The sequence below is a fragment of the Shewanella sp. GD03713 genome (genome assembly GCF_029843705.1).
Lineage (GTDB): Bacteria > Pseudomonadota > Gammaproteobacteria > Enterobacterales > Shewanellaceae > Shewanella.
The window spans coordinates 898,898-913,586 of record NZ_JAOCIW010000001.1 but is presented as its reverse complement, the minus strand read 5'-3'; the positions used below and the strand labels follow the sequence as shown (position 1 = coordinate 913,586).

Sequence of the window (14,689 nt, the reverse complement as noted above, 5' to 3'; positions counted from 1 at the left end):
ACCAATCAATAAGTGGGAGTGAGCCATGAGTGATAATCTGTTAACTGTGGATGAAGTGTGCAAGTTGCTGGATAAGAGTCCAGCAACGATTAAACGCTATGCGCGGGAAAACCTGCTCAGCAGCGTGAAAGACGGTGAAGAATTGCGATTCCCCGAAGAAGAGGTCAAACGTTACTTAGCCTTTTCGCAGCGCTTAGGAAGATAAGCCGCCGCGCCTTGTATCGATCCATCCCCAAATGGACTTGGGATGCCTCGCTTATCCTTGTATAGCCATCTGTAACTGTCTGTAAGATAACAACTCCCGTTGTGATTCCTCTAGCCCAAGCTCAGCGGCTAAGGCGAGGAGCTGCGCCTCATAGATTGGCAGCTTAGCTTCATCATTAGTCATGATTGCAAGCTCGGCAAAGTCACCTAAGCCTTCGAGCCAATCAAGCGTTAAATGAAATTCCCCGAGAAAATATACGCTGCGGCGTTTTTTAATCTCAAGCACACATTGATACCCTAAAGTCCGTAGCATACTTTTGGCCTTGTTGGCATCCGTGATATTAACCGCCTCACAGCGGTCCTTCTCGGGCCCTTTTACAATCCACAGCATGATGCCAGAGGGCTGCATCTCGCGAATACACAGGCTTTTATGCTCAACCGCTAAGGATGCTGTTGGTGCATCAAAATAGCAGTCATGCTCAAGATTATCCTCGAGCATCACCTCGGGGGATTTGGCGCTTAAACGCGCCCAAAAGGCCTCTCGGTCCGTGAGTCGATACTTAAGCTCTACCTCAAACTTACCGTTAAAATGGGCGTTAATTTGCGGAGCGAATTCTTTAGGCGCCATGTCTGCTGGCATAGGGTTATTCATATAAAGGCTTCACTCCTGCTGCGCGTATTTCTCACCCATTCAACATCCAGACTCAAGCTAAGCGACGATAGAGCGCCTGATAGGCGGGGCAAGTTTGAAGTAACTGCTGATGATCGCCCGATGCCACAATTTGCCCCTCGGCGAGGAGGTGAATTTGGTCCATCTTGGCCATCGCCGTTAATCGATGGCTGATCATTAGCAGGGTTTTATCTTTCGCAAATTCAAATAATAAACTTAGGATTTCCCGCTCGGTGCGTTTATCTAAGCCCTCGGTTGGCTCATCTAACAGTAACAAAGGCGCATCACGCAGTAATGCCCTTGCCACGCCGATACGGCGCTGCTCACCGCCCGATAACTGCCGGCCGCCCTCACCAATCCACATATCGAGAGGCTTGTCGCCTTTAAGTAATTCGCCTAAACCAACCTGCTGTAATACTTGGATAAAACGCTCGTCATTGGCGGTACGCTTTTGCCCTTCTGGCACAGGCAAGGCAATGGCAAGGTTCTCCCGCAGCGTGCCCGCGTACAGGTAAATTCGCTGGCTCACGACTGTCATCGCCGATCTTAAGGCGGCCTCGCTATAGTTCGTCAGCGGCTGACCATCTAGGCAAATTTGGCCACGCTGCGCCTGCCATTCACGGGTGATTAAGGACAATAAACTGGATTTACCACAGCCCGTTGCGCCCAATAACGCCACCTTTTGCCCAGGCTGTACCGTTAAGGATAAGCCCTGCAGAACGCTCTGATTGTCGTGATAGCCAAAATGGATATCCGTCATCTGCAGCCCGCCCGATGTCGCCTTAAGCGTTGAATTTTCGATAAAACGAATATCGCTTTCCTGCTCGGTGATTTCGTGAATTCGTGTCGCCGCCAGCACGCAGCCCGACAAATGTTGGAAAGCGCCCGCGATTGGCATCATCATTTCGACGCAGGCCATAGTGGCAAACACCATCAAGGCGAACATAGGGCCGGGAGGTACGGTATCGCCCACGCCATTGGCGGCTAAAAATAGCATCATGATGAGTGCCGAGCCTGTCGCTAGGATCAGCATGGCTTGGCTCAAGGCGGTGATATTCGCCATCGCCCCTTGGCTGGCAAATAACGCCTGTTCTGCCTCATCGAGCTTGTGTCTGTATCTGGCGTTCGCACCAAATAAACTCAGCTCAGCTTGGCCCTGCAGCATCTCAAGCAACTGCACCCGATATTGGCGTTTGGTCTCCAACATATTGCGACTTGGTTCATGCCCAAGCCGATAAAACAGTAGTGGTAGCAGCAGCCAAACCACCACTAAAAACAGGCATAAACTTAAGGCCAGCTTGGCATCAAACCATGCGAGGAACAGATATAACAATGCCGTCATCAGCAAGGAAGCCGCCATCGGCGTCAACAATCGTAAATACAGATGGTCGAGTGTATCTATATCCGCCACGAGGCGGTTGAGCATATCCGCACGGCGCAGCCCCTGCAGATTTTTGGCGCTGAGTGGGAAGAGTTTTCGCCACGCCCAAACTCTGAGTTCAGTCAGTAATTTAAAGGTCGCCTCATGGGTCGCGAGACGCTCCCCGTAACGACTGGCCGTTCGCGCGATAGAAAGGAAACGCACGCCACCGGCGGGAGTAAAAAAGTTAAAGGATTGGGAGCCGATAACCGTTAATCCCGCCACCGCCGTCGCCGATAAAAACCAGCCCGACAGCGACAATAAACCAATCCCCGCCATGAGTGTGGTGAGGGTGAGCACTAGCCCAACGGCCATCATTAACCATTGGTAGGAGAACAACCGAATAAAGGGAAGGAGTATTTTCATTGTGCGGCTCCCTTTGTTGTCCCTAACGCAATATCGCTGTGGCTATCAGGCATTGACGGTTCAAGCCCAATATCGGCTACTGATTCAGTATTTTCATGCAACATGGTTTGGAATAACCCCGCCTCAGTTGACAGCGTCGCAAAATCCCCCCGCTGGACTATCTCGCCCTTATCGAGCACTAGGATCGACGACATATGGTCCAGCTGATCGACCCTGTGAGTCACCATAATGCCCATCTTGCCCGCCATCGCCGCTCTTAAGGTGCGGCTAACGAGTTGTTCGCTGACACTGTCTAAACTCGCCGTCGGTTCATCGAGAATAAAGACCTGCGCCGCCTGTCCCAATGCCCGCGCAAGCGCAATACGTTGCGCCTGCCCGACCGATAAGGTCGATGACTGCTCGCCTATCGGCGTGGCTAAACCAAGAGGTTGGCTGCGGACAAACTCATGGATATTGGCCCGCTCCAGCAATTGCCAAACCTGCTCATCCGTCATTTCGGGATTGGCTAAGGCGACGTTTTCTCGCACTGTGCCATGGAATAACTGCGGCTCCTGCCCAAGCCATGCTAACTGCTGTCGCCAATGGGCAAGGTCGAGGCTTGCAAGCTCAACCCCATCAATTAGCAGTTTGCCTTTATAGGGCAAAAATCCTAATAAGGCATTGAGTAAACTGGTTTTACCGGCGCCGCTTGGGCCAACCAGAGCCAAATGTTCGCCCTGCTTCAACTCAAAACTGATGGGGCCGAGTAAACGGCTGCCATTGGTACTAAAGACTTCTAGATCTTTTACGCTAAGGTGAGTCAGCTTATCGAGTCGCGTTTGCTGCCCGAGCTTGTCCTGCGAAGAATCTGGCTCAGGGTGTTCCAGCAGCGTCATCAATGCTTGGGCCGCGCCAATCGCCTGCGCTTTAGCGTGATAGTGAGTGCCCATATCCCTAAGGGGCTGATAAAACTCAGGCGCCAAAATTAAGATAAACAAGCCGACAAACAGGCTGAAAGGTAAACCTTCATTCGCATTAGGCCCAAGTTGAGCATGCGCGCCATAGTAGCCAAAATCGAGGTGACCTAAATAACTGAAACCAAAGTAAACCGCCAATACGGCAATCGATACCGCGGCAAAAAACTCTAGCACCGCCGAGCTTAAAAAGGCCATGCGCAGCACAGACATAGTACGGCTACGGAACTCCTCCGAGGCTTTTTCGATAACCTTAAGTTCAGCATCACCCCGATAGAAGAGTTTTAAGGTCGAAAGCCCTTTCAATCTATCCATAAAGTGGCCACTTAATCTGGCTAAGGCATTGAAGTTTTTACGGTTAGCATCGGCCGCGCCCATGCCGACAAGGATCATAAACAGCGGGATAAGTGGCGCGGTTAATAGCAAAATCAGCCCCGCCGCCCAGTTGATGGGAAACACGGCGATAAGGATCAATAAAGGGATCACACCAGCAAGGGTCATTTGCGGTAAATAACGGGCATAAAAATCTTGTAAATCTTCCACTTGCTCTAAGACTATGCTCGCCCAACTGCCTGCTGGTTTACCTTTAATAAACGCGGGGCCGAGCCGAGTTAACTTATCCATTACCGCACCGCGGATCTGTTGGCGTAAGCGTTTGCCCGCTTCAAAACTGGCGCGCTCGCGGCCATAGGCGAGTATTGCTCGCAATAACATTAAACCAATCAAGGCCATAAAATGTGGCAGATAATCGCTTGCTCCCACAGCAGGCTGGATTGGCGCGCTATTCGCGCCATCAGTAAATGCCTGCAAGGCATTGCCAACAATGACGCCATCGAGGAGTGTAGCTATCAGATAAGCCTGTGCTATCAATGCAATAGCGCTTAACATTCCACACCATACGGAGAGCTTAACAAACCAGCCACAGGCTTTTTTTTGCGACTTGAGCCAAACGAGAAGGGACTTTTCTAACGACTTATCCATGGTGCTCCAACAGAAACTAGCAAAGCAGTAGGTTGTAGAAATAGGCTAAACACTGAGTGGCCCCGAGGGGCTTGCAAGTGTTGAAAAGGTTCGATAGGGACGCAGTATCGCAGGCATCCAAGGTAGATGAAACCTTAGCGGAAGCTTTTGTTAGCCTATTCACAAAAATGAGATAAAGATCAATAAATTCCCAAAGTGCGGGAACCCAGAGCCAACGCTCGCCGCCAGCTTAATCAATCGGCCTTAATTATTGCTGAGCGCCGTATTTGACTAACACATGCCAGAGCAGCTTGAGCTCATGTGCCACCTGAGCGCGGTTCCCCCGATCGCGCCAATGCTGGGGCGAATGGTATAAATCCCGCGCCGCCACGCCAATGGCATAGGCATCGACACACTCGTCGATAGCAATGCGACTCGCCAAAGATGGCATAGTCGGTCCACGGAAATCACTGGGGATCTGCGCCGTGTGCAGGCTAAAACCATTATGATATTGCAGCTCGATATCATAGCGATCACATAGCTTGCTCAAGGTGGCACCAATTTCAGTCCCTTTAAAACTAGGGTCTGCCACCAACATGGCAATGTCTTCATCGAGGGACACATCACCGTGGATCTGCGCCTCAATATAATGGTCGAGATTGTTCGACATCGGCCGTTCAAAGCGCGATAGCAAAGATGAATTCAGTTGATGCGCCAAATATTGGATCACGTTGAGCGGTTTAAAATCCACTTTCCCCAAGGCATAGTGGCGCTCAAAACTCTCGGTGAGCAGTGCCGCTAATACATCATCAAAGCAGGATAAAGTGCCCTTTTCCTTCGGGTTACGGTAGGAATCTAAATAAGTGAACGTCGAGCGCGTGAGTAACTGCGAATGGGTCAGCAAATAACAGCTGCCAAAACGCGGGGCAGGGCCATCCTGCCACATGCCTAAATCCAAGGCGCCATACTTAGGCCGAGACTTAGTCCCCTTGTAAGCATCGCCAAAGAGTTGATTTTCCCAATGATCCCTTGGCCCACCTAACTCGGGGGATAACTGTCCGTTGGAGATATGGGTTTCGAATTGGCTGCGGTATTGACCATCACGCAATAATCCTTCGGCCACTGTGATGCCGCGGCTATCGATTCTGTCGGGATGAAAATGCAATGCGACTCGGCCACAGTGTAACAATTGCTTCAGCGCCGCTTGCATCTCCTGCATGGGAATGTTGGACATCTGCTGCACGTTTCGAATAACCGCCACGGCCTGTTCACTTCGACCACGTGCGAGGCGTTCAATATGCTGTATTGCTGTCATAATCCACCTGCCATGGAGCGTCAATATGCCTAAGAGGACTCATCCTAAGAATTCAATGCTGCTGAATTCAAGCTACAAAGGGAAAATTTCCCAGTTATCTTTACTAATCCGATTGATGACTAACGTCTTTGCAACCTATTGAGGATATTTGTTGATTTTACCCCAAGTTAGATTACTTAGAAGCAATGAAATTAACACAAGCGTGATCTTTCCCTAAATACTGAACAAGATACTGATAGGTCGATAAATTAGCCACTCCTGAATCGGCTTTTGCGCCAGATAGACAACAAACCACTTTCAAACATGGCGATCTAGCGCCTCTTCATGTAAGCTGCACGCCCGCCAATTCGGCCATACTACTGCTGCGACACTTTGCTGCCACAAGAGACCCATTAATGAGTTTTTCCTCCCTAGGTTTATCTGCACCGATCCAAAAAGCCGTGACTGAACAAGGTTATGACACACCCTCTCCTATTCAAGCACAGGCGATTCCCGCCGTACTGACGGGTAAAGACGTGATGGCTGCGGCCCAAACGGGGACAGGAAAAACCGCAGGCTTTACCCTGCCGTTGCTCGAATTACTCTCTAAAGGCAATAAAGCCAAGGCGGGACAAATCCGCGCCCTAGTGCTAACCCCCACGCGCGAGTTAGCGGCTCAAGTAAGCGAAAGTGTTGAAACCTATGGTAAATACCTGCCATTGCGCTCAGCGGTCGTCTTTGGTGGCGTGCCGATTAATCCCCAAATTCAAAAGCTACGCCACGGGGTTGATGTGCTTGTCGCCACGCCTGGACGATTATTAGATCTTGAGCAGCAAAAAGCGGTGAAGTTTAATCAACTCGAAGTCTTAGTGCTGGATGAAGCGGATCGCATGCTCGACATGGGTTTTATCCGCGATATCAAAAAGATCCTCGCCATGTTGCCCGCTAAACGACAAAACCTGATGTTTTCGGCGACCTTCTCCGATGAAATCCGCGAGCTGGCCAAAGGCCTAGTGAATCAACCGGTAGAAATTTCAGTTACGCCACGCAACGCCGCGGCAAACACAGTCAAACAATGGATTTGTCCCGTCGATAAGAATCAAAAATCGGCGCTGCTTATCCAACTCATCAAGCAAGAAAACTGGCAGCAAGTCTTAGTGTTTTCACGCACTAAACACGGCGCTAACAGACTGGCTAAGAGTCTTATTCAAGCCGAGATCAGCGCCGCCGCTATCCACGGCAACAAGAGCCAAGGCGCACGCACCAAAGCCTTAGCCGACTTTAAGAGTGGCGAAGTGCGCGTGCTAGTTGCGACCGATATTGCGGCGCGCGGACTCGATATCGACCAATTACCACAAGTAGTGAACTTCGATCTGCCCAATGTCCCCGAGGATTACGTGCACCGCATTGGCCGCACCGGCCGTGCTGGCGCCTTAGGTCAAGCCGTATCCTTAGTCAGTAGCGAAGAAACTAAGCTACTCAGGGACATTGAGCGTTTGATCAATCGCGTGCTTGAAAGGCAAGAGGTTGAAGGCTTCAGCCCTGTGCATGCGCTCCCCGAATCGACCTTAAATGCCCATGGTAAAGAGAACAAAATCAAAGCCGTGGCGAGCCAACGTAAGCATCGCAGCGCGGGTAAACCCTCGCCAAGAGCCGGTACAGGCCGCGATGGTCGTAAAACGCCAGACAGCAGCGACGGCTCTGCGCAGCAAAAGAACTCAAATCCAAACCAAGGCCAGCGCAATAATCAAGGCCAGCATAAGCGTCCTCAAGCGGCAAAAAACGCTGAGCACAAAAATACGCACTCAAGTACCGAAGCTGCCCGCACGCCCAAACCACAGGATAAACGTCCTTCGCGTGGCAAAGGCCCAGCTAATAGCGAACATAAAGCCAAAGGCCAGCCTCATTCAGCGGCGCAACAACTTAGCCCACAGGCTCGCAGCGAGAAACAACATTCTGACTCACGCCGCCAAGGCCGCGCTCAGCCGAATGCTAATCCCGCCAGCGGTGAACACAAAAAGCCCTCACATCGACCCGATAACCGCCCTAATCGCGTAAAATCCTAATTCGATTTCGAGCCCCAAAGCCCCGTAATAAGATGCGTAAAAAAGATGCCCAGCACTGAGTGCAGGGCATCTTTGTTTGAGAACTAACTTATCTACAATCTTGAAGTTATTAGGCTTCACGCACCTTAAATTGCTGCATGGCTTCGCGTAGGGTGTTGGCCTGCTGCGAGAGGGATTCGCTGGCCTTAGCCGTTTCAAATGCGCTATTAAGCACGGATTCTCCCGAGTCACGAATGGTATTTAAGCGCTCGCTGATATCTTCGGCGGTGACCGCCTGCTCCTCACTGGCGGTGGCCACTTGAGCATTAGCCTGTGAAAGCTGAGTTAAGGCATCTAAGATCTCAAACAAGTTTTGTTTGATTTGCTTAACTTGGAGCGATGACTCATTGATTTGTTGCTCATTTTTACCAAATGAGTCGACGGCCGACTGGGCATCAAGCACTAAGGTTTGAATAAGCTGACTAATTTCCTGGGTGGCGGTTTGGCTGCGCGTCGCGAGGGCGCGCACCTCGTCGGCAACCACGGCAAAACCCCGTCCCTGATCGCCCGCCCTAGCCGCCTCAATGGAGGCGTTTAACGCCAGTAAATTTGTCTGCCCCGCAATGGCATCCACCACGGAAACAAAGTTTAAAATTTTGCCTGTGCTAGCTTGGAGTTGCTGGATAAGTTGGCTCGATTGCTGGGCACTCTCTACTAGTTGCTGAGTGATCCGCTCACTCGCCTCCACAACGGCGCAGCTGTCCTTGGCTCGGCCTTCCGCTTGGCCCGCCGAAAAGGATGCCGTTTCGGCGCTGCTAGCAACCTCGGTAATGGTCGCCGCCATTTGTGTCATCGAGGCGGCGACTTGGTCAGTATCTTCCTGCTGGCTGAGTATTGCCCTGCGATTATTTTCTGCCACCGCATTGAGTTCTGTCACCATAGAGGCGATTTCTTCGCTGCGCCCAATCACATGCCCCACTGTTTGGCTTAGGGTCAAGGCCATTTGATTCATGCTTAGGGTTAACTCGCCAAGCTCGTCCTTAGATTCGGCTTGCAGCACTCGGCTAAAGTTGCCCGACTCCATCATGGCGGCGGCATTACGCAAGCGCGTAATAGACCGCACTATGTACTGACTAAATAACATACCTATGCCTAATCCCAAGATGAGGGCGACCGACGAAATCACCATCAGGCCGTAAATCGCGCTTTTCTCCTCATCTTCGGTGATGGATACCGCGGTTTGGGTCATTTGCTCTAAACGCTGCGCAAATTGGCTGAGCTGAGTGTTGAATTGGGATTGAGTTCGCTCAAGGTCGCTCACCTGCTGCACCAACGCCGTGGCCTGAGTATGTTGCTGTATCGCATTCACCACAGTCGCTAGCTGGGCATCATAGTCGCGATAAACGCGAATGATGTCGGTGACTTCTTGGATCAATTGTTGGGTTTTATCACGTAGTTCAGGCGGTTGAGGGAGGGTTAACGCCTCATTTAGCATGGTCTGTGTGGAGAGTAACTCGTCGTTAATGCGCTCTTTATGTTGAATCACTTCACCAATAAAGCCTTCAATTAATCGCTCCTGGGCTGAGACTGGGATCTCTGAAGCGCGAAAAGCCTTTTCAAGGCTAATCGAACTCTCGAGCTGCAAAATAGTGACCTCACTCGATAACTTCACTAGGGGGAGGTTTTCGGCGGTAATAGTGTGGATTTCATCCGTTACCCGCTTCATCTTTAGTAGGCTAAAAGCCGCTAATAACAGCATGAGTAGCAGCATGATGCCGATAAGGCTGCCCATCTTATATTTGATCCGTAAATCTTTTAAAAAACCAAGCATAAGCTTTGAACTCCAACTACCAAGGATCCCTTTGTCTGTATTTAGCATAGTTGGAGTTTTACGCTTTGCCGCTTAGGCTAAGCGCTTATAAACGAAAAATAAAACCTTTAGCATACCCGATTCACCTAATCCAAGTAGGCAACTGAGTGTCAATCCCTTACAGACCCTAGCGTCCCCTTGCAAACCACACGCCCGCAACCGATGAAAACTTGCATTCAGGTGAGAGATAACCGAAGATCCAAAAGCCTTTTTATTGCGTTAAGCCCCAGATGACACACTCAGCCTCGACCGACACAACATTGCCCGATAGCCATAGCCAAATCCGCTCGCAATTTCCTACCCTCTCGCAAATGTTGGGCGACTATCCCCTGTGTTATCTCGATACCGCGGCCACCAGCCAAAAGCCGCAATCCGTGTTAGATGCCATGGCGCAGTATTACCTGAACGACAATGCCAATGTGCACCGTGCGGCGCACCAGTTATCGGCGCGCGCGACCTCTAGCTACGAGAAAGTCCGCGATGAGTTAAAAGGGTTTATTAATGCTAAGCGCCGCGAAGAAATCATCTTCACCCACGGCACCACTGAATCGATCAATCTAGTCGCCTATGGTTTAACGCCACAGATTGCAGCGGGCGATCTGATTTTGATTGATACCGCCGCCCACCACGCCAACATAGTGCCGTGGCAAGAATTGGCAAAACGCACAGGCGCCATCATTAAACCCATCCCTCTCGATCGGGATGGCAGGCTCGATCGCCATGCCTATCAAGCGCTACTTACCCTCAAGCCCAAGGTAGTCGCCCTGTGCCATGTGTCGAACGCCTTAGGCACAGTGAATCCCGTTGTCGAGTTAGTGCAGCAAGCCAAGGCGCAGGGGGCGATCACCTTAGTCGATGGAGCGCAGGCGGTTGCACACTTAAGCTTAGATATGGCCGCTATCGATTGTGATTTTTATGTGTTTTCAGGCCATAAGATGTATGGCCCGACTGGCATTGGTGTGCTTTATGGCCGCTTCGATAAGTTAGATACGCTCACGCCACTGTTAACGGGCGGCGAGATGATTAAACGAGTGAGCTTCGATGGCACCGAATTTGGCAGCCTACCCAATCGCTTAGAAGCGGGTACCCCACCCATCAGTGAAGTCATCGGCCTAGGCGCCGCTATCCGCTTTTTGCAACAATACCTCACGCCAGAGGTTCAGGCCCACGAGGCTGAGCTGCTGCAATATTTACAGCAGCAGCTACGCGCCCTCGGAAATGTACATCTCTATGCGGCCCATAGTGATAATCTCGGTGCGGTTGCCTTTAATCTGGGCGATGAACATCATCAAGATGTCGGGATTTTATTAGATCAACAAGGCGTTGCCGTGCGCTGTGGCCATCACTGCGCCATGCCCTTGATGCAAAGCCTTAACTTAAAGGGCTGCTGCCGAGCATCGATTGGTATCTACACCAATAAAGCCGATATCGACCGCTTTATTGCCGCCTTAGCCTCAGTCAAAGACTTGCTGCTCTAATCCGCTCGCTAAGGGCTAACATCATTGCGCCATCAGGCAACACGCTTAAGAAGAGGACATTTTCGCCATGACATTGCCAATCATGCCCGCTGCCACTGAGTTTGATTACTCCGTTGAGGAGGCATCAAGCCTGTTAGCCCGTTTTGAGCAAGCGCCGAACTGGCAGGAAAGATATCGCCAAATCATGTTATTAGGTAAAACCTTACCGAGTTTAGCGGATGAGTTTCGCCTTGAGTCCGCCCAAGTCAAAGGCTGCGAGAGCGATGCCTGGCTGTACCATATTGAGCAAGATGCTAAGCATTATTTTCTGGCCGATAGCGATGCACGCATTGTGAAGGGATTAATCGGTTTACTATTGAGTGCCTGTCACGGCAAACAGAGCGACGAGATACTCGCCTTTGACCCTTCTGCCTATTTCAAACAATTAGGGCTAGAGGGTCAATTAAGCCCCTCGCGCACCAATGGCTTACATGCCTTAGCCAAGGCGATGATTGATGCGGTAAAACCCTAAATCAATCTGTGGGTTAAATAGGTAAAAGAGGGATTTAATCAAAGACTTCTACGCCTTAACAGGGTATAAAGAAGTAAAAATTAGCTTCATCTGAAGGAGAGCGCACGCCCATGAAGGCTGTTAATCAAGATCGTCGAACACTGTTAAAAGGGATTGGCGCCGCCACGCTACTTTGCCCCTTTGCCAGTGTCTCCAGCCTTGCTGCGCCGCGCTCTCGGCGCTTATATATCGATGGTTTATCCTTTTTGCCCGATGACTTAGCCGATGTTCCGGCATCGGGGCTCGATGCCTTTTTATGTGATATCTCTGCCATCGAAACCATTGAACAAGCCGACGGCACCTTAAACTACAAACGCACCTACAAAGCCTGTATGGAAAGCATCCAGCAAGCCGCGAAACGCGTCAGCGAGCACCCTGATATTCTCCTGCAAGGCTTAACTGGACGCGATATCCAATTGGCGCGGGAGAGCAATCGCACTGCGGTTTTCTTCCAAATCCAAGGCGCAGATTGCGTTGAAGAAGACAGCGAGGCCAACCAATGGGCCCGCGTCGATGAGTTTCACCGTCAAGGTCTGCGAGCACTGCAACTTACCCACCATTATGGCAATACCTTTGCCGGCGGCGCCCTCGATAACGATGCCAATGGCGGGCTCAATAAACCTCTTACCGCCCATGGCCGCGCACTGATTGAAAAACTCAATCATGCCAATATCTTAGTCGATGTCAGCCACTCGAGTGCCCAAACCGCGTTAGATGTAGCCAAACTCAGCCGCGCGCCCATAGTCCAAAGCCATGGAGCGGCGCGCGGTATTGTCAAACATGCCCGTTGTAGCCCCGATGAGGTGATCCGCGCCATTGCCGATTCAGGCGGCGTATTCGGGGTCTTTATGATGAGCTTTTGGCTCACTAATAATGCCGTTCCAACTGTCGATGACTATATCCGCCAGTTAGAATATGTCGCCCGAGTCGGTGGGGTCGATTGTGTTGCCATCGCCAATGATTATCCGCTCAGAGGCCAGGAGAATCTGTTAGCCCTGAATAACGACAATGCCCAAGGCGTGAAGGAATATCAGGAATGGTGGTACAGCCTAAGGGCTAAAAAAGTGTTAGGGTTTGATGCAGAGCCAAGGCATGTGGTCATTCCCGAACTAAACCATATCGAGCGTATGAGCCGTATCGATGATGCCTTAGCTAAGGCCCGTTTTAAGTCGACCGATCGCGACCGCTTTATGGGCGGAAACTGGCAAAGAGTGCTCAATCAGGTACTCATCTAAGCCCGCGCTAACTCAGTCAGGGTTAAATTGCGAAAAATTACTCGAGAAAATGGACCGCCATGCTGACTACCCTAGCCATCTCTAACTATCGTACCTTGCGGGAGATAGTCTTACCCCTTGGGCGCCTGAACCTAGTGACCGGCGCTAACGGTAGTGGCAAATCCAATTTATACAAAGCATTACGACTACTAGCTCAAGCAGCGCAGGGTGGCGTTGTTAATGCTTTGGCGCAGGAAGGCGGCTTAGACTCCTGTTTTTGGGCAGGACCAGAAAATCTCACTAAGGGCATGTTAGCGGGCGATACGCCAATTGAAGCTACAGTCAGACAAGCGCCAAAACGCCTAAAATTGGGATTTGCGGGCGAAGATTTTAGTTATCTGATTGAGCTTGGCCTCCCCAAACCCGACTCCACCACCCTGTTTGGGTTAGATCCGCAAATTAAACGTGAGGCGATTTGGAATGGCCCCAAATATCGCTCCGCCAGCGTGTTGGTGGAGCGGCGCGGTCCTATGGTGAAGAGTCGCAGCCCAGAGGGACAAGGTTGGCTCACCTTGAGCGCCCATCTGCAAAGCGGTGACAGTATTTTTACCGAACTTGCCGATCCTGAACGTAGCCCTGAAGTATTAACGCTCAGGGACAGCATTCGCGCCTGGCGGTTTTACGATCACTTTCGAACCGATGCCGAAGCCCCGGCGCGTCGTCCGCAGCTCGGGACCGCCACGCCCGTATTGCACCATGACGGTCGAGATCTCCCCTCTGCCATACAAACCATTTTTGAGATTGGTGATAAAGCCGCATTCGATCATGCGGTGACCGATGCTTTTCCGGGGGCCAAAGTGCGTATCACGCTCCAAGCGGGCGGGATACTCCAACTCGAATTCCACCAGCAGGGCTTACTAAGACCACTACATGCCAGTGAACTCTCCGATGGCACCCTGAGGTATTTATTGCTTATTGCCGCATTACTCACCCCAAGGCCACCCGAGCTAATGGTATTAAACGAGCCCGAAACCAGCCTGCATCCCGATTTATTGCCCGCTTTGGCTCGGCTTATCGCCAAGGCTTCCGAGGTTTGTCAGCTTTGGGTCGTGTCCCACGCTAACCGTTTGATTAATGCCTTGAGCCAGTTTGAGCACTGCAATACTTTGGCGCTCGATAAAAATCTAGGGCAAACCCAAATCGTGGGGCAGGATTTACTCAATACGCCCAGCTGGCAATGGCAACTCAAATAGCCGCCAAGATATAGCGTCTTTGCATCATACCGTTTCAGCATCGTAAAATACTGCCAGCCATAGGGTTTCGCCCTCTGAACTGGTCGAAGCGACTCTGTGCTTTTGATGCGGCGCTAGGGTGAGATAATCCCCAGGTTTAAGGGTAACTAACTGAGCATCTTCGAATTCGAGCTGCGCCTCCCCTTTGAGCAACATCACCCACTCATATTGAGATTGATCGTACCACTCCCCCACTGGCGTCGAATGGCCTTGCGAGATAATGCGTTCAATCTTCAACTTGCCATTGCCAGCAAGGGTTTCGAACACTTCTTGTGATAAATCATCGGGGAGTGACTGATAAAAATTTTGTAGCATCTTGAATCCTTATCATGGCTCGAGGGCAAGATAATCTATTGAGAAACCAAAGTATAAA

General features: G+C 51.0%; 12 protein-coding genes. 6 read left to right on the top strand and 6 right to left on the bottom strand.

Translation table 11 applies throughout. The features are described 5' to 3' along the window. Positions 1-25: 25 nt before the first annotated feature. Complete coding sequence (locus N5E87_RS04120; protein WP_011623867.1) at positions 26-205, top strand: helix-turn-helix domain-containing protein; 180 nt, start codon at positions 26-28, stop codon at positions 203-205. A gap of 51 nt (positions 206-256) precedes the next feature. On the opposite strand, the gene cyaB is transcribed toward N5E87_RS04120, so the two are convergent. The 4 genes from cyaB to N5E87_RS04100 form a co-directional block, all read right to left on the bottom strand. After that, positions 257-856 carry a class IV adenylate cyclase gene (gene cyaB / locus N5E87_RS04115; RefSeq protein ID WP_279775101.1) on the bottom strand — a complete coding sequence of 200 codons (600 nt, stop codon included), beginning with the start codon at positions 854-856 and terminating at the stop codon, positions 257-259. Between the two features lie 52 nt (positions 857-908). Then, positions 909-2,660, bottom strand: a complete 1,752-nt coding sequence (cydC, locus tag N5E87_RS04110; protein WP_279775100.1) for a cysteine/glutathione ABC transporter ATP-binding protein/permease CydC — start codon at positions 2,658-2,660, stop codon at positions 909-911. Then, positions 2,657-4,594: a cysteine/glutathione ABC transporter permease/ATP-binding protein CydD gene (gene cydD / locus N5E87_RS04105; protein ID WP_086902054.1), complete on the bottom strand. Its 1,938-nt coding sequence runs from the start codon at positions 4,592-4,594 to the stop codon at positions 2,657-2,659. The genes cydC and cydD overlap by 4 nt, the downstream gene beginning before the upstream one ends. Positions 4,595-4,841: 247 nt before the next feature. Next, complete coding sequence (locus N5E87_RS04100) at positions 4,842-5,888, bottom strand: DUF3626 domain-containing protein (RefSeq protein WP_086902053.1); 1,047 nt, start codon at positions 5,886-5,888, stop codon at positions 4,842-4,844. A 395-nt stretch (positions 5,889-6,283) separates the two neighbouring features. On the opposite strand from N5E87_RS04100, the gene N5E87_RS04095 reads away from it, so the two are divergent. Continuing rightward, entirely contained in the window at positions 6,284-7,933 is a 1,650-nt protein-coding gene (locus N5E87_RS04095; RefSeq protein WP_086902052.1) for a DEAD/DEAH box helicase, read from the top strand. A gap of 109 nt (positions 7,934-8,042) precedes the next feature. Here the strand turns inward: N5E87_RS04095 and N5E87_RS04090 are convergent, their stop codons facing one another. Then, positions 8,043-9,743 carry a methyl-accepting chemotaxis protein gene (locus N5E87_RS04090; protein ID WP_279775098.1) on the bottom strand — a complete coding sequence of 567 codons (1,701 nt, stop codon included), beginning with the start codon at positions 9,741-9,743 and terminating at the stop codon, positions 8,043-8,045. Positions 9,744-10,012: 269 nt separating this feature from the next. On the opposite strand from N5E87_RS04090, the gene N5E87_RS04085 reads away from it, so the two are divergent. The 4 genes from N5E87_RS04085 (at position 10,013) to N5E87_RS04070 (ending at position 14,277) form a co-directional block, all read left to right on the top strand. Then, positions 10,013-11,260, top strand: a complete 1,248-nt coding sequence (locus N5E87_RS04085; RefSeq protein ID WP_086902050.1) for a cysteine desulfurase — start codon at positions 10,013-10,015, stop codon at positions 11,258-11,260. Positions 11,261-11,327: 67 nt separating this feature from the next. Beyond that, complete coding sequence (locus N5E87_RS04080; protein WP_086902049.1) at positions 11,328-11,771, top strand: SufE family protein; 444 nt, start codon at positions 11,328-11,330, stop codon at positions 11,769-11,771. A gap of 110 nt (positions 11,772-11,881) precedes the next feature. Next, positions 11,882-13,045: a membrane dipeptidase gene (locus tag N5E87_RS04075; protein ID WP_086902048.1), complete on the top strand. Its 1,164-nt coding sequence runs from the start codon at positions 11,882-11,884 to the stop codon at positions 13,043-13,045. Positions 13,046-13,104: 59 nt separating this feature from the next. Beyond that, positions 13,105-14,277 (top strand): AAA family ATPase, encoded by a 1,173-nt coding sequence (locus tag N5E87_RS04070; RefSeq protein ID WP_279775097.1) that lies wholly within the window; start codon positions 13,105-13,107, stop codon positions 14,275-14,277. A 24-nt stretch (positions 14,278-14,301) separates the two neighbouring features. On the opposite strand, the gene N5E87_RS04065 is transcribed toward N5E87_RS04070, so the two are convergent. Then, positions 14,302-14,631 (bottom strand): cupin domain-containing protein, encoded by a 330-nt coding sequence (locus N5E87_RS04065; RefSeq protein ID WP_011623878.1) that lies wholly within the window; start codon positions 14,629-14,631, stop codon positions 14,302-14,304. Positions 14,632-14,689: the final 58 nt, after the last annotated feature.